General features: G+C 60.2%; 20 protein-coding genes. 16 read left to right on the top strand and 4 right to left on the bottom strand.

The features are described from left to right. The first annotated feature begins 67 nt into the window (after positions 1-67). On the top strand, positions 68-997 hold the full coding sequence (locus CCGE531_RS23765; protein ID WP_120668358.1) for a phytanoyl-CoA dioxygenase family protein: 930 nt from the start codon (positions 68-70) through the stop codon (positions 995-997). 61 nt (positions 998-1,058) lie between these two features. Here CCGE531_RS23765 and CCGE531_RS23760 read toward each other — a convergent pair whose 3' ends face one another. Further along, positions 1,059-1,823 (bottom strand): putative nucleotide-diphospho-sugar transferase, encoded by a 765-nt coding sequence (locus tag CCGE531_RS23760; protein ID WP_245459279.1) that lies wholly within the window; start codon positions 1,821-1,823, stop codon positions 1,059-1,061. Positions 1,824-1,999: 176 nt separating this feature from the next. Between CCGE531_RS23760 and CCGE531_RS34385 the strand changes: the two genes are divergently transcribed. Continuing rightward, positions 2,000-2,167: a hypothetical protein gene (locus tag CCGE531_RS34385; protein WP_162943985.1), complete on the top strand. Its 168-nt coding sequence runs from the start codon at positions 2,000-2,002 to the stop codon at positions 2,165-2,167. Between the two features lie 311 nt (positions 2,168-2,478). Further along, positions 2,479-2,703 (top strand): hypothetical protein, encoded by a 225-nt coding sequence (locus CCGE531_RS23755; protein WP_120668356.1) that lies wholly within the window; start codon positions 2,479-2,481, stop codon positions 2,701-2,703. A gap of 184 nt (positions 2,704-2,887) precedes the next feature. Here CCGE531_RS23755 and CCGE531_RS23750 read toward each other — a convergent pair whose 3' ends face one another. Next, positions 2,888-3,367 carry a pyridoxamine 5'-phosphate oxidase family protein gene (locus CCGE531_RS23750; RefSeq protein WP_120669363.1) on the bottom strand — a complete coding sequence of 160 codons (480 nt, stop codon included), beginning with the start codon at positions 3,365-3,367 and terminating at the stop codon, positions 2,888-2,890. Positions 3,368-3,723: 356 nt separating this feature from the next. Between CCGE531_RS23750 and CCGE531_RS23745 the strand changes: the two genes are divergently transcribed. The 3 genes from CCGE531_RS23745 to CCGE531_RS23735 all read left to right on the top strand — a co-directional run bounded on the left by CCGE531_RS23745 (position 3,724) and on the right by CCGE531_RS23735 (position 5,926). Beyond that, positions 3,724-4,014 (top strand): hypothetical protein, encoded by a 291-nt coding sequence (locus CCGE531_RS23745; protein WP_120668355.1) that lies wholly within the window; start codon positions 3,724-3,726, stop codon positions 4,012-4,014. A gap of 44 nt (positions 4,015-4,058) precedes the next feature. Next, positions 4,059-4,601, top strand: a complete 543-nt coding sequence (locus tag CCGE531_RS23740; protein ID WP_120668353.1) for a DUF1269 domain-containing protein — start codon at positions 4,059-4,061, stop codon at positions 4,599-4,601. Between the two features lie 461 nt (positions 4,602-5,062). Then, a complete protein-coding gene (locus tag CCGE531_RS23735; protein WP_120668351.1) occupies positions 5,063-5,926 on the top strand; it encodes a glycerophosphodiester phosphodiesterase family protein in 864 nt (287 codons plus the stop codon). A 126-nt stretch (positions 5,927-6,052) separates the two neighbouring features. On the opposite strand, the gene CCGE531_RS23730 is transcribed toward CCGE531_RS23735, so the two are convergent. After that, positions 6,053-6,331 (bottom strand): HU family DNA-binding protein, encoded by a 279-nt coding sequence (locus CCGE531_RS23730; RefSeq protein ID WP_120668350.1) that lies wholly within the window; start codon positions 6,329-6,331, stop codon positions 6,053-6,055. Between the two features lie 347 nt (positions 6,332-6,678). Between CCGE531_RS23730 and CCGE531_RS23725 the strand changes: the two genes are divergently transcribed. From CCGE531_RS23725 to CCGE531_RS23695, 7 genes are all read left to right on the top strand, one after another. Continuing rightward, entirely contained in the window at positions 6,679-6,900 is a 222-nt protein-coding gene (locus CCGE531_RS23725; RefSeq protein WP_120668348.1) for a hypothetical protein, read from the top strand. Positions 6,901-7,101: 201 nt separating this feature from the next. Next, positions 7,102-8,100 carry a Tim44 domain-containing protein gene (locus CCGE531_RS23720; RefSeq protein WP_120668346.1) on the top strand — a complete coding sequence of 333 codons (999 nt, stop codon included), beginning with the start codon at positions 7,102-7,104 and terminating at the stop codon, positions 8,098-8,100. A gap of 193 nt (positions 8,101-8,293) precedes the next feature. Next, positions 8,294-9,118 carry an aldolase gene (locus CCGE531_RS23715; protein WP_120668344.1) on the top strand — a complete coding sequence of 275 codons (825 nt, stop codon included), beginning with the start codon at positions 8,294-8,296 and terminating at the stop codon, positions 9,116-9,118. Positions 9,119-9,139: 21 nt separating this feature from the next. Continuing rightward, positions 9,140-10,297, top strand: a complete 1,158-nt coding sequence (locus CCGE531_RS23710) for a Gfo/Idh/MocA family oxidoreductase (protein WP_120668342.1) — start codon at positions 9,140-9,142, stop codon at positions 10,295-10,297. Beyond that, positions 10,294-10,965 (top strand): D-lyxose/D-mannose family sugar isomerase, encoded by a 672-nt coding sequence (locus CCGE531_RS23705; protein WP_120668340.1) that lies wholly within the window; start codon positions 10,294-10,296, stop codon positions 10,963-10,965. The genes CCGE531_RS23710 and CCGE531_RS23705 overlap by 4 nt, the downstream gene beginning before the upstream one ends. After that, positions 10,965-12,023, top strand: coding sequence for a carbohydrate kinase family protein (locus tag CCGE531_RS23700; RefSeq protein ID WP_120669361.1), 1,059 nt, complete (start codon positions 10,965-10,967; stop codon positions 12,021-12,023). Before CCGE531_RS23705 ends, CCGE531_RS23700 begins: the two co-directional genes overlap by 1 nt. Positions 12,024-12,124: 101 nt before the next feature. Further along, on the top strand, positions 12,125-13,135 hold the full coding sequence (locus CCGE531_RS23695) for a zinc-dependent alcohol dehydrogenase family protein (RefSeq protein ID WP_120668338.1): 1,011 nt from the start codon (positions 12,125-12,127) through the stop codon (positions 13,133-13,135). A gap of 24 nt (positions 13,136-13,159) precedes the next feature. Here the strand turns inward: CCGE531_RS23695 and CCGE531_RS23690 are convergent, their stop codons facing one another. Continuing rightward, complete coding sequence (locus tag CCGE531_RS23690; protein ID WP_120668336.1) at positions 13,160-14,179, bottom strand: LacI family DNA-binding transcriptional regulator; 1,020 nt, start codon at positions 14,177-14,179, stop codon at positions 13,160-13,162. 497 nt (positions 14,180-14,676) lie between these two features. Between CCGE531_RS23690 and kdpF the strand changes: the two genes are divergently transcribed. The 3 genes from kdpF to CCGE531_RS34380 are packed head-to-tail and all read left to right on the top strand — an operon-like array spanning position 14,677 to position 16,671. Further along, on the top strand, positions 14,677-14,766 hold the full coding sequence (gene kdpF, locus CCGE531_RS23685; RefSeq protein WP_041678183.1) for a K(+)-transporting ATPase subunit F: 90 nt from the start codon (positions 14,677-14,679) through the stop codon (positions 14,764-14,766). Positions 14,767-14,793: 27 nt separating this feature from the next. After that, positions 14,794-16,497, top strand: a complete 1,704-nt coding sequence (kdpA, locus tag CCGE531_RS23680) for a potassium-transporting ATPase subunit KdpA (protein WP_120668334.1) — start codon at positions 14,794-14,796, stop codon at positions 16,495-16,497. A gap of 12 nt (positions 16,498-16,509) precedes the next feature. Then, positions 16,510-16,671, top strand: a complete 162-nt coding sequence (locus CCGE531_RS34380; RefSeq protein WP_159444778.1) for a hypothetical protein — start codon at positions 16,510-16,512, stop codon at positions 16,669-16,671. Positions 16,672-16,692 lie beyond the last annotated feature (21 nt).

Genomic DNA, 16,692 nt, shown 5'->3' with positions numbered 1-16,692 from the left:
CCATGTAGTGAAACATCGCTCACTGCTAGATTCAATGGGCAATCACATCGAACCATAGGCGAGTGAAATGTCGATTTCCATGCAAGTCACGCAATCCGGCGAGCGCGAGCTCAATCTGGTCGCCAACGGGAAGGTTCTTTCCGCAGCACCCGATCGGCTCGGTTATCTGACGCCGACCGATCCGGGCATCGGCGTTAAGGCCATCCGTCGCCTCTATGAAGAGAATGGCTATGTGTGGCTCAAGGGTTATTTGCCGCGCCAGGACGTCATCGACTTCCGCGGCTGGGTTTTCGGCCATATGGCGGCGACGGGGCTGATCGAGAAGGGAACGGATCCGAGGGACGGCATCGCGTCTGCCGCGGCACCCGAAGGCAGGGATGTCGATCGTTGCCTGATGTCGCTCGTCCGTTCGGTCGCCTATGAGGGCTTCTGCGCGCAGCCCCGCATGTCCCGCTTCATGGACGAATTCCTGTCGGGCATTTCCTACCTGCACAAGCGCAAGATCATGCGTCATGTCCGGCCGGGAACGACAACGGCGACGCCGGCCCATTACGACCTGGTCTATCTTCGCGGCGGAACCAGCCGGATCGTGACGTCATGGATACCGATCGGCGATATCCCCGTCGAAATGGGCGGCCTCACCTATCTGGAGGGATCGCATGCCATCGGCGCCAGGATGGAGCGCGAGTTCAGCGAGCAGAACAAGGATCTCGGTCCCGAGGAGCGCGTGAGTGCCTATAACCGCAACATGACGGAAGGCGGCTGGGTTTCAAAGGATCTGCCCGATATGGCGGAGCGCTTCGATACACGCTGGCTGGTCGCCGAGTACGAGGCGGGCGACGTCATGCTCCATTCGCCCTTCATGATTCACGCCTCGACCACCAACCAGGACCGGCAGCAACGACTGCGCCTCTCGACCGACATCCGGTATCAGAACGTCGAGGACGAGATCGATATCAGGTGGAACAACCATTGGACGCTCGGCGACATGCTGTGATCATGCCGCCGGCGGCTTGCCGTTGCTTGCCGAAGTCAAAGCACGAACTGGGTGGCTTACCTCAATCGTGACTGCCGAGAATGCGTTCGATTTCCTCGACCCGATCGCGGCGACGCTTCAGGCGTTTGCCGATGCGGCCGAACCAGCGCTTGCGCTTGGTCGCCTCGCGGCTTGCCTGGAGCTGCTCGATGAAGACTTCGCCGACGGGCTCGTTTTCGATGCGATCGAAGATCCAGCAGAAGGAGACGGGCAGTTGGGCGATGCGGAACCGCGGTTGCGCACGCGCGGCGTCCTCGGCGATGATCTGCTCGAGAACGAGCTGATCCCACATGTCGGGCTTGGCAAGGCATCCTTCGCGCCAGCATTCGATGAGGCGCGCGGCCTCTGGCGTGTCGTTGATGAGAATTGTCGCGCTGACGAGGCGTCCATCGGCTTCGTAATAGGCCGCAAGGTCGCAATCGAGCTTGCGAAGTTCCGGCCAGGGATTGCGGTGAAAGACCGCATCGACGTCGACGTAAAGCATAGGCCCGCGCAGCCTCGCCCTTTCCTGTAGCAGGAAGCCGGGTTTCAGCCCGGCATTCAGTACCCAGCTGCCGGCGCTGGGCAGCGCCGTCGCCCGAACGCTCAGTCCGATGCGCTCGGCCGAGCGGCACATGCGATCCTTCTCGTCTTCGTAGAAACTGCCTTCGGTGAAGAAGGCGACGATCGGGCCGTCGGCGGTCGTTGCCGTGGATTTGCGCTCGGCCAGATCTTGTTCTGCCGGGAATGGGACAATCAATGCACGCTGCTGCGCCGTCCAGGGGCGAATTTTATTCAGGATATTCAAGAGGCACCTTCAGAGTTAGTGGATTTCAGTCGAATATCCGCCACCGCTCCCGAGGCGTTGCGGACAAGATTAAAAGTTGGGATGAATTGAGCGCCTAGTCCGGCCGCCTTTTGGAAACGTCGCCCTGACGTCCATACCGGATTGGCAAACTGTTTGATCTTCGCTAATCGATTGTCATGTCCGATAATGTCATCAAATTTGAACGTCGTCCTAAGCCAAAGCCGCCGAGGCAAACGCCTCCTTGGCTCAAGCGTTTGTTGTCGATCCTGGCCGTCATCGCGTTTTTCGTAGCAGCCTTTGCTTATTTCACGCTGAAAAGCGGCGCGGCCGGCCCGACTTTCTGATGAGTTTGCGATTGATGCGATCCTGAACCGATCTCCTGATCGCCTGATCAGGGTATTTCGGTAAGCACGTCGTATAGCTGGTGCATGCGTTCGATGAGTCTCGGGAAGCCGCCGCCGTAGTTGCGGAGTAAACGCTGCGCGGCGACTGGCGGGATTTTCCGCGGCCGATCATTGGGTATTTATCAAGCTATTTCAGTTCGTTAAGGATGATATCTCGTGCAAGCGCGGCGTGGTCACGGGTGGAAGTTTATCCTCAAGTTTCTATATCCCAGGGATGTTCATGGTCTGGCAAACAGGAAGAGGAGCAGGACATGACATTGACCTCGCAAGACGTCACCTCCGTACTCGGCTCTGTAGACGAGACCCTTATCGCCGAAATTGTTGCAACAGGCGCAACGCCGACGGAATTGTCCGAGGCTTGGGCCTGGGTAAACAGCGATGAGGCTTTGATCGGCGAGGGCCACCATTTGCCTGCCGGCAACGTGGCAGCCTTGGTGGATCTGCTTTCCGCCGACGAAGAGGAATGGGAAGAATAGGAATTCATGCACCTACAGCAATTCCGGGAAAAGTGCGCAGCGGTTTTCCGTCCGGAATTGCTAGGAAACAAAGAGATAGAGCGGTTCAGAGATTCCATTAAAGGCTGAACCGCTCTGGCCTGGGCGCTGCGCAAACCACGCGGCCCTGGTTGGCGCGGCATGGCTAGCGGGTGATCTGTCGCCTCTAAAGCTCGACCTTCACGTTCTCGCCCATGTCTGGCTTTGAATTCGAAACGGCGGCGGCGGCCATCTTGATGTAGCTGATGATGGTCCCGGGACTGTCCCAGTATTCGGCGAAAGAAGGCGTCACTTTCAAGACGCGAATGGATGGATCGTCGGCACTGCGCCACCAGGCCCTGGCACCGGTCGTCCAGAGGTCTTCCACGCGTTCGCGGTCGTTGCTGACTTCCGCCGTGCCGGATATCGAGACATATTTCTGGCCCTTGGTATCTGCGAAAGAAAGGCAGACATTCGGCCAGCGGGCGATCTCTTCATCCTTGTGGCCGGCAATATCCGTCAGGAAATAGATTGCATTTTCAATCGGCTCCGGGTGCGCGGCCATCGGCCGGGCGCGCAGGCTGCCGGATATTTGAGTGGTGAGCATACAAAAACCGATCTTGTCGACCAGTTCCCAAACGTGGGTATTCTCGTCGGTGTTCGTCATGTCGATTATCCCGTTCGTCTGATCCGCGAAATCTCGCGTCATTTCGAAGGCAGCGCAGCCGAAAGCCTTTTCCGAACGAAGAGGCGACCGGCTACGTCAATCAAACCGTGCGGCGGTGGCATTGTTCCGCATTGGCGAGGACGATACGGTTGGGCGCCTTGCATGGAGATGCTGGTACAAGGTTGCGCTTGGTGGCTCCCGGCGAAGGTCCTTCTCCGGTCGACGGCATCATGATTTAGCAGATGCCGGGTCAAGCAAGGGAACCTTGAACCCGAAATTGCGTCTTCCTACGTGAGGAGTAGCCGAGGCTTCATGAGCTCGGTTGTCATCACGTCTATGAAGAGTGAGTAACCAAAATGGAAGATAAAACCAAAACGATCGAAGATCTCAGCATCGAAGAGCGCGAGGAAATTCTCATCGATGTCGCCAGGACGCTGGAAGGCACGGCGCTTGAGGCCCTTGTCGAGGGCAACAAGCAGTTTGCCGCGCTTTCAACCGACATGGCGGAAGCGATCCGCGTCAATGCCGACGAACTAGCGCGAGATGATCCCGAACAAGCCGAAGAATTGCTGCAGCAGGCTGTCGCAATGATCTCGCAGTTCAATGCTACTCATCCTTACCGGTTGATCAGCATGGCTGTTCACTAATCGGCCCTAGTTCCTGTTCCGACAACACGACCCGGAGGATTTCGATGTCAGAACTCATAGTGCTTGGTTTCGATAGTGCCGATGAGGCGGATGCCGTCCTCAATCGCCTCGTCCAGCTCGAGAAGGAATATCTGATCGACCTGGAAGACGCGGTGATTGCCGTTCGCGACGAGTCCGGCAAGGTCCGTCTCAAGCAGAGCGTCAATCTGACTGCGGCAGGCGCCGCCAGCGGCGGACTTTCGGGCGCCCTGTGGGGATCGCTCGTAGGCCTGCTGTTCCTCAATCCTCTTGCCGGACTTGTGGTCGGTGGGGCAATCGGCGCCGGTTCCGGCGCTCTTGCCGGATCGATGGCCGATTACGGGATCGACGACGATCTCATCAAGAAGCTTGCTGAAACCATCCCCACGAACAGTTCCGCGCTCTTCCTGCTGATCCGCAAGGTTCAGCCGGAGAAGGTGCTTGCCGAGTTCAAGGGCGAGCATGCAAGGCTGTTGCGCACCTCGCTATCGCCCGATCAGGAAACGCGACTGCGACAGGTCCTCGTTGACGAGACCACGCCGACATCCGCGGCTCCCGCCACGGTTTGAGCGCGGGGTCTGAGCCGCAGCCAACGGCCGTGCTTCGGAACAAGAAGCACGGCAGAAGGCGGTGCAATCAGCTGGTTGCCGTTGGACGCGCTCTTTCCATATTATGCCGAATGCTGCCATTCTGAGGGCGGGTTCATCCGGCGCTCAGCGGCATTGCAGTAAGGGGAGGGGCAAGACCCAAACGGCCATTGTCAGCATACGTTTCCGGACGAAAAGTTGCGCGATGACCGAGCCCGCATCTCGTCAAAGCCAGCCTCCGTCAAAACCCAAAGCGTCCCTCATTCAAACCCAGCGCGCAGCGGTGCAGGCGCTGCGGGTGATGATCGCCTGCAAGCAGGTTCGAGGCGCGGAAGGCGTATGTCATCGGTTGCAACAGGCATTGCGCTTTGCAGATCTGTCAAAGTCCCATGATACGCCCCGATCGAAATGTCCAATTACGGGCGATTCGATCGGGACATAACATGAATTATATCGATTATATCGCCGATCCGACGCGAGACTGCGCGGTCGTCGTCCATCGCGGTATCTGGCAAGCTGCGCCGGAAAATAGCCTGCTCTCGATCGAGCGGGCAATTTCCGCCGGTTACGACGTGGTCGAGATCGACGTGCGGCGCAGCAGCGACGGCGAGCTTTTCCTTCTGCATGACGATACGCTCGAGCGCATGGCCGGCGTCGACCAGGAGCCGGAGCGGCTGACATTGCAGCAATTGTCGAGCCTTGGTCTGCGCGACCGCGACGGGGGCGAAACAAACCCGATGACGGGAGAGAAGCTGCCGAGCCTGAAGGATGTTTTTGATCTGACACGGGACCGCATTTTCGTGCATCTCGATGTCAAGCACAGGGCCATAATCCCGGAGGTGATTGCCTGTGCCCGCGCCATGCGCGTTGATCAGCAAGTCGATTTCTGGGGCGCTCTGAAGACCCGGGAAGATCTCGCCTGGATCCGGGACAATATATCGTCGCAAGCGGTTCCGTTCATGGCCAAGACCCGGCTTGAGGCTTTGGATGCGGAAAGCCAGCTCGACGTCCTGTTTCAGCTGAACCCATTCCTGTGCGAGATCTATTTCGACCGATTGGAGCAGGTTGCCGAACGAAAGGCGCTCTTCCGGCAGGCGGGCATCAGCCTGTGGGTCAATACGCTCAATTCGGTTTCCTGCGCAGGCTTCACGGATTCCGCCGCGCTGAACAATCCGGAAACAGTCTGGGGCCGCTTGATCGACGCCGGCGTCTCCGCCATTCAGACCGACGAAGCAGAGGCATTGAGAACTTATCTCGACGCCCGTCGAGCGCCGCCGCCGTTTTCGATGTCACGCTTTCAAGGCTGATAACACCGGGTCCCTTCCGATTGAGCCCGGATGTCTGCCAAGCATTCGGTAACTATAGTGAACGGCCGGCCTTACTCGGTACGGCCGGCCGTTCAATGCATCGAACCTTGACGGCTTGGATCGCGATTACTTGTTGAGCGTATCCTTCAGCGCCTTTGCGGGCGCGAAGGTAAGCTTCTTCGATGCCGCAACCTTGATGGTCGCGCCGGTTCCGGGATTGCGTGCTTCCCTTTCCGGCGTGTCCTTGACCTTGAACTTGCCAAAACCCGGAATGGAGGTTTCGGCGCCGGAGGTTGCGGCTCCGGCGATGGCGGCAAAGACGGCTTCGACGATCGTCTTGCCCTGAGCCTTGGTCAGCTTATGGTCAGCGGCAATCTTGTCTGCAATTTCATTGGTAGTGGTCATGAGGCTTCCCCCGTATTGTTAACAGCGGAATCATTTCCATTGGAGATGTTCATTGTCACGAGGAGTCCTGACATGAAAGGCCGAGAAAGCCTGCATTTCCACAATTTCCGTCATATTGAAGCCATTTCGTAAGCCGTCCGCGGGCGATTTCATGAGAGCTGCGCTAGGCGTCGCCTATTGGGATGAAGGCGCGCCCAAGGCTGATTCACTGCGAATCTGCCCGCGATCGGCTGCGAGTCGCCTTTAAATTCTGCCGATGGCCATACAATGAGGTGGTATAATCAAGGCTGGCCTTTTTGCCGGATGGGGGTATAGAGACTGGTCACGGCGAATGATTAGGACAAGCAATGGACGGCGCGATCAACATAGACAATCGCGGCGACTTCGGTCTCTGGGCCATCGAGGTCGCAAAGCAGATCATCAGCGAGCAGGGCTTTGAACTGGCCAAGGCGGCGCGGGATGGGACGGACGACGATGTCCGCGAAGCCGGCAACGCGCTCGGCCAGGCGATCACCAATGCGCTGATGGAGGTTTATGACGGTTTGTTCGAAGGCGTTGACGAAAATTAAGCGCGTCGCGCCGGCAGCCGGTCACTTCCGAAACATTGGGAAGGTCATGGTCTTCGGCGCGTCCGAAGACGAAACCGGCCGATCGGTGGCCCGTCTTCCCGTGCCCTGGATTGAGATTTAACGGGGTGCCAACTTACAATCGCAGCCTGACGTTCCCATATGGGTGCAAAAGTGATTTTCTGCCCGATGACAGGAGAGCCAATGCCGAGTGCCGTTCCGCGTTTTGCCAAGATCGCAGCCATCGTCATCCTTGCCGCCGCTTCGTCCGTAGCGACCTTTGACGCTGCCGATGCGCGTCGGGCCGGATCGAGCGGATTCGGAAGCCGCGGGACGCGGACCTTCGATACGCCGGCCATCACGAGGACTGCTCCGACACAGGCAGCTCCTATTGATCGGACCATGACGCAGCGGCCGCAGCAGCAGACAACGACCCAGCCGCCGCTTAGCGCGCCCCAGCGTCCGGGACTCTTCGGTGGTTTCGGCGGATCGATGATCGGCGGCCTGATCGCCGGCGGCCTTCTCGGCATGCTGCTCGGCCATGGTTTCGGCGGCGGAATCGGCTTCCTCGGCATGCTGCTGCAGATCGCTCTGATCGTGCTGCTGATCAGCTTTGCCATGCGGTTCTTCGCAAACCGTCAGCGCACGCCATATGCAGCACCCGGCTCGGGCGCCCCCTACAATATGAATCCGATGAACGATGCGAGCGCATCGTCGCGGCCTTCGTTCTCCATTCCGTCCATCGGCGGTGGAGCGGCGTCCGCACAGAAAGCGCGGCAGGCTCAGGACGAGATCGGGTTGCAGCAGGCTGACCTCGATCGCTTCGAGCGTCTCCTCACCGAAATCCAGTCGGCCTACGGCAAAGAGGACTATGCCACGCTACGCCGGCTGACCACGCCGGAGGCGATGTCCTACCTGGCCGAAGAGCTCGGGGAAAACGCCACGAATGGCGTGCGCAACAGCGTTTCCGACGTCCGCCTGCTGCAGGGGGATGTTGCCGAGGCCTGGCGCGAGGACAATGCCGAATATGCAACGCTTGCGATGCACTATTCGAGCATCGATGCCCTGGTCGACCGCAAGACAGGAAAGCTCGTCGACGGTGACGATCGCAATCACTCCGAGACGACCGAACTCTGGACCTTCGTGCGCAAGCCGGGTTCGGATTGGACGCTTTCCGCCATTCAGGGGACGGAGCTGCACTAATCACGCGGCTTCCGTAGAGGGCCGCCCCGCGAGGGATCGGGGGCGGCTGGTCATATCCGGAAACTGATAATCCCTATTCTTTAAAACCTGAAGAAGTCGAGCGGTGTCGAAACGATGCGGCAGCCGCCTTGACTCGCCAAGCCTGTCCTCTAATGTGCCCATGTGGAAACGTTACCACATTGGGAGGAAATGGATGAAATCCGCGCGGCTCAACCGCCTGTTCGGCGTGTCCGGAAATTGCTTCGACGTCGCCATCGATCACGGCATGTTCAATGAGCGGACTTTTCTTTCCGGCATCGAGGATATGCGGACGGCGATCAGGGTCATTGCCGATGCCGCGCCCGATGCCATCCAGCTTCCGCCGGGGACTGCGCCCATTCTGCAGGCAATCCGCGGCAAGCATCGCCCGGCCCTGGTCCTGCGGACTGACATCGCCAATATCTACGGAAATCCGCTGCCCTCGGCGCTGTTTTCCGAGATGATCGATCGGGGCGTGGAGCAGGCGGTCGCGCTGGATGCCGCCTGCGTCGTCGTCAATCTCCTGATGCTACCGAACCAGCCCGAGGTCTACCGCGCTTGCGTGCGCAACGTGAACAGCCTGAAGCGCGAATGCGAGATCTACCGCATGCCGCTGATGGTCGAGCCGCTGGTCATGCAGGACAATTCCAAGGGCGCCTATATGGTCGATGGCGCGATCGACAAGATCCTGCCGCTGGTACGTCAGGCCGCCGAGCTCGGTGCCGACATCATCAAGGCGGACCCCTGCGACAATGTGCAGGAATACCACCGCGTCATCGAGATCGCCCAAGGGTTGCCCGTGCTGGTGCGCGGCGGCGGCCGCGTGTCGGATCGGGAAATCCTTTCACGCACCAAGCAACTGATGGAGCAGGGCGCCCGCGGCATCGTCTATGGCCGCAACGTCATCCAGCACAACAATCCCGCGGGCATGACTCGCGCCCTGATGGCGATCGTCCATGAGGAGGCTTCCGTCGAAGATGCCTCGCGGCATCTCGCCTGACGCATCCTGGGAGGAGGAAACATGAAAAGAGTATTCCGCTTCGGCGTCATCGGCTGCGGCCTGATGGGACGCGAATTCGCAAGTGCCGCCGCCCGCTGGCTGCATCTTGCCGATACCAGGGCGCGGCCGGAAATCGTTGCCGTCTGCGACACCAATGCCACACTTCTCGACTGGTTCAAGGACAATGTGCCGTCGGTCCGTCAGTGCACCGGCGACTACAAGGAGCTGCTCGCCAATCCGGATGTCGATGCTGTCTATTGCGCTGTGCCGCACGTGCTTCACCAGCAGTTTTATATCGATATCCTGAAGGCCGGAAAGCATTTGCTCGGCGAAAAGCCGTTCGGCATGGATGCGGCGCAGAACCGCGAGATCATGGCGGTTTTGGCCGAAAACCCTGGGCTTCTGGTTCGCTGCTCGTCGGAAATGCCATTCTTTCCCGGTGCGCAGAAAGTTATCGCGCTCGCCGAAAGCGGCGAGATGGGCGATATCCTCGAAGTCGAAGCCGGCTTCCTGCATTCCTCCGACATAGACAGGCAGAAGCCGATCAACTGGAAGCGCATGGCCGATATCAACGGCGAATATGGCTGCATGGGCGATCTCGGCATGCATGTCCTACACGTGCCCCTGCGGCTCGGCTGGCGCCCGCAAACGCTGCATGCGCAATTGGTGAAGAAAATCACCGAGCGCCCGGACGGCAAGGGCGGCACGGTGCCATGCACGACCTGGGACAATGCAACGATCAGCAGCCGCGTGCAGACAAAAGATCAGGATTTCCCGATGGTGCTGAAGACCTGGCGCATCGCGCCGGGCGAAGCCAATACCTGGTACATTCGCATCCTCGGCATGAAGAAGAGCGCCTTCTTCACCACCAAGTCGCCACGGCAATGGCAGTGGATGGATTATACCGGTGGCGCGCAGGCCTGGAGCACCGAGGACCTCGGCTATGGCTCGCTCTTCCCCGCAATTACTGGCAAGATTTTCGAGTTCGGCTTCGCCGATGCTATCCAGCAGATGTGGGCCGCCTTCGTCGACGAGCTGGCAGGCGGGAATGCCAATGGCTTTGCCTGTGCGACGTCGGAAGAAGCGCAGGCGCACCACGCTGTGCTGACGGCGGCACTGAAATCCGGTCGCGAGAATATCGTCGTGCCGGTCGGCTATGAAGGAGCGCCCGCCCGATGAAGCGCTCCGAGATCAATCAAGCGCTACGGCGCGCAAGCAAAACCCTAGACCATTGGCGATGGTCCTTGCCGAGATGGGGATATTGGACGGCGGCGGATTTCGCCGCCAATCCGGAGGCGGCGCGCTATCTGCGTAGCCATCAATTGGGATGGGACGTCACCGATTTCGGCTCAGGCCGGTTCGCCGAATGCGGCCTCGTGCTGTTTTGCCTGCGCAACGGCATCGTCGGTGTCGAGGGCGAGCGCACCTATGCCGAGAAGCTGCTTTTCGTCGAGGAGGGGCAGGTGACGCCGACCCATCGCCATCAAGCCAAGATGGAAGACATCATCAACAGGGCCGGCGGCGACCTCGTCATCGAATTTACTGCCGTCGACGCCGAAGGCAATGCGCTGCAGGATGATGTGACTGTTCCGGTCGATGGCTTGCCGAGAAAGCTTGCCGCATGGGAGCCGCTCATTCTGTCCCCCGGCCAGAGCGTGACGATCCATACCGGCCTCTATCATCGCTTCTATGGCCGAAAGGGCGGCGGGCCTGTGTTCGTCGGCGAAGTCAGCCAGGTCAATGACGATAACAGAGATAACTACTTTCTGGAGCCGATCGGCCGCTTTGCCGTAATCGAGGAGGATGAGCCGCCTCTCATACCCTTATGGAACGAGGCGGGTGGCTGATGCGGACCGGGGAGGAGGTTCGAGGCGGCGAGAAGAAGGACAAGGGAGGCATTGTCTGCGCGGGAAATTTCATCGTCGATCGCGTGCATACGCTGTCCTATTGGCCCGAGCAGGGTAATCTCGCCCATATCCTGCATCAGGACATCGGCGTTGGAGGAGGGGCGGCCAATGTCGTCACAGACCTCGCCTCGCTCGGTTTTCCCGGCAAGCTCGCCGCGGCCGGCTGCATCGGTGCGGATATCGATGGGGAGATCGTCAGGGCACGGCTTCAGAGCGCCGGCATCGATGCAAGCGGTCTGCGCGAACTCCCCGACCGCGCGACGGCGCACACGCATGTCATGAATGTACCGGGGCAGAACCGCACCTTCTTCTATCATGGCGGCGCCAGTGATGCGGTGACGGATGCGCTGGTCTCGCCTGCAGTCTTTGCGGACGCCGGTTACCGGCTGTTTTATCTCGGCTATTTGATGCTATTGCCCGGTCTCGACATGATTGATGCGGACGGCCGATCCGGGGCATCGCGTCTGCTGAAAGCCGCACGCGACGCCGGCCTGACCACCTGTGTCGATTTCGTCTCCAGCGAAGATCCCGAGTTTGCGGCAAAGGTCGGCGCGGCTCTGCCCTATTGTGATTTCCTCGTCATCAATGAAATCGAGGCGGGGCGTGCAACCGGCGTGAGCGTGCGTGACGTGAAAGGCGAGTTGATCGAATCCGCACTTCTGACGGCCGGTGAGCGGCTGCTGGCGGCGGGCGTCGCCAGGGGCGCTATCATCCATGCCCCGGAGGTCTGCTTCTGGTTTGCGCCGGGCCGCCCGCCAATCGTTTGCCGTTCGCGACCGGTCGATCCGGCTGAAATCGTCAGTACCGTCGGTGCCGGCGATGCCTTCTGCGCCGCCGTACTTTACGGCCTGCATGAGGATTGGCCCGTCGAGCGCATCTGCGCCGCCGCCCATGCCGCCGCCGCCCGTTGCCTCGGAGGCGTGACAGCGACGGACGGCATCCCAGACATGGCAACGCTTCTCAAGGATGTGAAGGCGATGCAGCATGCATGTGCTTGATGTGCCGGCTGCAGAGCGGCAGTGTATCATTTGATGCTATGGTGCCGACGGGAGTGGCGCGATAGGATCAAGACATTGAACCTTATGCTCGGAGGAGGAGAATGAGGGCAGTCCGTTTGGAATCGATCGGATCCATGGCCATGCGCACTGTGGAAAAGCCGAGCGCCGGACCAGGAGATATCATCGTCAGGGTTCTGGCGGCCGGCATCTGCGGGTCCGACCGGCACATGTACAAGGGTGAATATCCGACGGCCATGCCGGTGGCATTGGGCCATGAATTCTGTGGTCTCGTGGAGGAGGTGGGCGAGGGCGTTTCGTCCTTCATAGGCGGTGAGCTCGTGACCGTGGATCCGAATATCGCTTGCGGCACTTGCCCCGCCTGCCGACGCGGGCGGCCTAATCTCTGCGCCAATCTGAAAGCCATCGGGGTGACGCGGGACGGCGGCTTTGCCGAATATGTCGCGGTTCCCTGCGGCCAGGCGTTCACACTGCCTCCCGATCTCGATCCCGTCCACGGCGCTTTTTGCGAGCCGCTCGCCTGCTGCATCCATGCCATCGACAAGGCGAAGATCCGCCCTGGCGACAGCGTCGCCATATTGGGCGGCGGCGTGATCGGCCTGCTGATGGTGCAGCTGGCCCGTCTTGCGGGTGCCGACCAGATCATCCTGATCACCCGCCAGCTGTCGCGGCGCGAGGCGGCATTGCGGCTCGGGGCGACGCTGGCCCTCGACCCGACGGCGGCGGATGCGGTTGCCGCCGTCAAGGACGCGACCGATGGCGGCGTGGATGTCGTCATAGAATGCGCTGGAGTCCCAGAGACGCTGCAGACCGGCGTGCGGATGGTGCGGCGCGGGGGTGCCTTCGTGCTGTTCGGAGTGACGCCGGCGGGCCTCGAAGTACCCGTTCTGCCGTTCGATCTGCTTGTCAACGAAGTCGAAATCAGGCCGGCCTATCTCAATCCCTTCACCCATTCCCGGGCTGCGGCCATGGTCGCGGGCGGCATTCTGGAGCTGGATTCGCTTGTCACCAAGACCATAGGTCTCGAAGATGTTGCCGAAGTAGTCGGCAGCGCGCCACTGGCCGGCGAGATCAAGGTCATCGTCCGGCCCTGAATGCCGCCTCCAGGCGACATGCATTCATTTGCGGACAGGCCCGGTGGAATCGCGCTCGATCAAGGTGACGGGAACCTTGACGATGGTGTCTTTTCCGGGCTCCCGATCCGCCTCGTGCTCTTCGATCAGCGTCTCCAATCGCCGGACCGCCTGTTCGCCGACACTGCGGATCGGCTGGGCGACGGTCGTCAGCCGGGGGAAGACATAGGCCGCCTCCGGCAGATCGTCGAAGCCGATGACCGAATAGTCGCGCGGTACGGAAAAGCCGTGATCCTGAACGGCATGGATTGCGGCAATCGCTGAAATATCCGTTGTGCCGATGATGGCCGTCACCTCGGGGCGGGAGGCCACCAATTCCCTTGCGAGCGGATAGGTCGCCGCGAAGCTGTGCTCCTCGGCCATGGTCACGATCGCTGGTGCTATGCCGCTCTCGGCCATTTCCGCCGTGATGCCGCGAAGGCGGAGCTGGACGGGCTGGCTGTGTGCAGGTGCGCCGACAATGCCGATCAAACGATGGCCGAGGCCGATCAGATGGCGGGCCATCAAGCGCCCGCCCTCCTCATGATCGGCCATGACGGCATCGTCGGCAATTCCCGTGAGCTCACGGTCGATGGCGACGATCGGGATATGTGCGTCGCGCAGCGCTTCGAAATGCTCGGTGCTGCCGAAGGCGCTTGCCACGATGACGCCGTCGACGCGCTGGGACAGCAGCATGGAAATGTAGCGCGCCTCGTGATCCATGTTTTCGGCCGTGCTGCAGATCAGGGTCTGATAGCCGCGCCGGAACAGGTCCTGTTCGATGGCATGGGCAAGGATGCCGAAGAAAGGCACGTCGATCGACGGCAGCATCAGTCCGATCATCCGGCTCGGGGCGCCGCGAAGCATGCGCGCGCCCTTGCTCGGCGTGTAGTTGAGTGCGCGGATGGCAGCCTCCACGCGCTCCCGCAGTTCCGGAGAGGCATAGCCGCTATTGTTCAGCACACGCGAGACCGATGAGACCGATGTTCCCGCGAGTTTGGCGATATGTCTGATGCTGGTTGTCACTGGCTCGCATTTCTTTTTCTGGCGGTCGCATATCGTGGGACCGGGTTGTAAAAACTCGATCCGTATCCGTCGACTAAATCACTGGTGGGAAGCGGCATCAAGCGCGATGCCGGCTCAGCATTCGTATCTCGCTATATCCTTGTCGACTGCCTCAGGCGAGCGGTCCAGGCTGGACATAGGGCCATCCCCGCTCATCTCGGCAACCCCATCGGCATTTATAAGATTTTTATATCTTTCCCTTTCCGTCCGTCTCGAACCTTAATGCGGTTCGGTCGCATATTGCATGGCGAAGATACACCTGAAGTGCTCTTCCCCAGGCAGAATGAAAAGAGGCGCTTTCGTGTGAAGCGCCCTCCATTATTTCTGCATTCAACAATAACAATCAAGGACTCGCGATCGATGATGGACATCATTCTTGTCGGGATCGGCGTTTTATTCTTCCTCCTTTGCGTCGCTTATACCAAGGCCTGCGACAGCCTCTAGTCGGAGAGACGGCAATGCTTCTCGATTACATTCTTGGTGGCGGCGTGACGATCTTTCTCACTGTCTACCTGGTCTATGCTCTTATTCGCCCCGAGCGCTTCTGACAGCGCTGGATAGGGAAAGTTACCTCCATGACCTTCAACGGATGGCTTCAGATCCTCCTTTACATCGGGATCCTACTCCTGCTCGTCAAACCGCTCGGCGGTTACATGACGCGTGTCTTTACCGGCGAGCGCACCTTCCTCTCCTTCGTCCTCCGTCCTGTGGAGCGGGGGCTTTATCGTTTGGCCGGCACGAACGAGCGCGAAGAGCAGCACTGGACGACCTATTCGGTCTCCATGCTGCTGTTCAGCCTTGCCGGCTTTCTCGTCCTCTACGCGCTGCAGCGACTGCAGGCCGGCCTGCCGTATAATCCGGCTGGCATGACCGCGGTCGGGCCGGAACTGTCCTTCAATACGGCGACCAGCTTCGTCACCAATACCAATTGGCAGAACTACGGCGGCGAAAGCACGATGTCCTATCTCGTGCAGATGGCCGGCCTGACCGTGCAGAACTTCGTGTCTGCCGCAACCGGCATTGCCATCGCCATTGCGCTGATCCGCGCATTTGCGCGTGCTTCGGGCAAGGCTATCGGCAATTTCTGGGTCGACATGACAAGAGCCACGCTCTACGTCCTGCTGCCGATCTGCATCGTCTTGACGATTGTATTCGTCTATCTCGGCGTCCCGCAGACGCTTGGACCCTATGTCAATGCGACGACGCTCGAAGGGGCGCAGCAGACGATTGCCGTCGGACCCGTTGCCTCGCAGCTTGCCATCAAGATGCTCGGCACGAACGGCGGTGGCTTCTTCAATGCCAACTCGGCGCATCCCTTCGAAAACCCGGACGCGATCTCCAATCTCCTGCAGATGCTGTCGATCTTCGCCGTCGGCGCGGCGCTCACCAACGTCTTCGGCCGCATGGTCGGCAGCCAGCGGCAGGGCTGGGCGATCCTGGCCGCGATGGGCACGCTGTTCATCGCCGGCGTGATCGTCACCTATTGGGCTGAAGCGGCCGGCAATCCGCTTGTTCACGCGCTCGGAATCCAGGGCGGCAATATGGAAGGCAAGGAAGTCCGCTTCGGGATTGCTGCCTCCTCGCTCTTCGCCGTCATCACTACCGCGGCATCCTGCGGCGCGGTCAACGGCATGCTCGACAGCTTCACGGCGATCGGCGGCCTGATCCCCCTCATCAACCTGCAGCTCGGCGAAGTCATTGTCGGCGGCGTCGGCGCCGGTTTCTACGGCATTCTGATGTTCGTCGTCATCGCCATCTTCGTTGCCGGCCTGATGGTCGGGCGCACGCCGGAATATCTCGGCAAGAAGATCGAGGCCAAGGAAGTGAAGATGGCAATGCTCGCCGTGCTTTGCCTGCCCGCCGGCATGCTGATCTTCACGGCAATCTCCGTGGTATTGCCGTCCGCCGTTGCGTCGGTCAGCAATGCCGGCCCGCACGGCTTCTCGGAGATCCTCTATGCCTACAGTTCGGCGGCGGCAAACAACGGCTCGGCCTTCGGCGGCCTCTCCGGCAACACGCCTTGGTACAATATTACGCTTGGTATCGCCATGCTGATCGGCCGCTTCCTGGTCATCGTTCCGGCCCTTGCGATCGCCGGCTCGCTGATCAGCAAGAAGACGGTTCCCGCTTCGGCCGGCACCTTCCCGACGGATGGCCCGCTTTTCGTCGGCCTGCTGGTCGGCACCATCCTCATCGTCGGCGGCCTGACCTTCTTCCCGGCGCTGGCGCTCGGACCGATCGTCGAGCATCTGGCGATGATCGCGGGCCAGACCTTTTAAGGAATGACGGCCATGAGCCAACCGCTTCTAGGCAAGCTTAGAAAAGTCATCGATCCACGCCCCTTCGACAGGGGGCGTGGCCCGGCCGGAATAACCTGTGCGTCCGACGCCATTTTGCTGGCGATGGTTGCCCTGTTCCTCGGCCTTGTCGTCTTCGGATTTTTGATCGGCTGATCGGCTGCGTTCCGATCTGAC

Source organism: Rhizobium sp. CCGE531 (genome assembly GCF_003627795.1).
Classification (GTDB): Bacteria; Pseudomonadota; Alphaproteobacteria; order Rhizobiales; family Rhizobiaceae; genus Rhizobium.
This window is presented reverse-complemented; position numbering and strand designations above follow the sequence as displayed.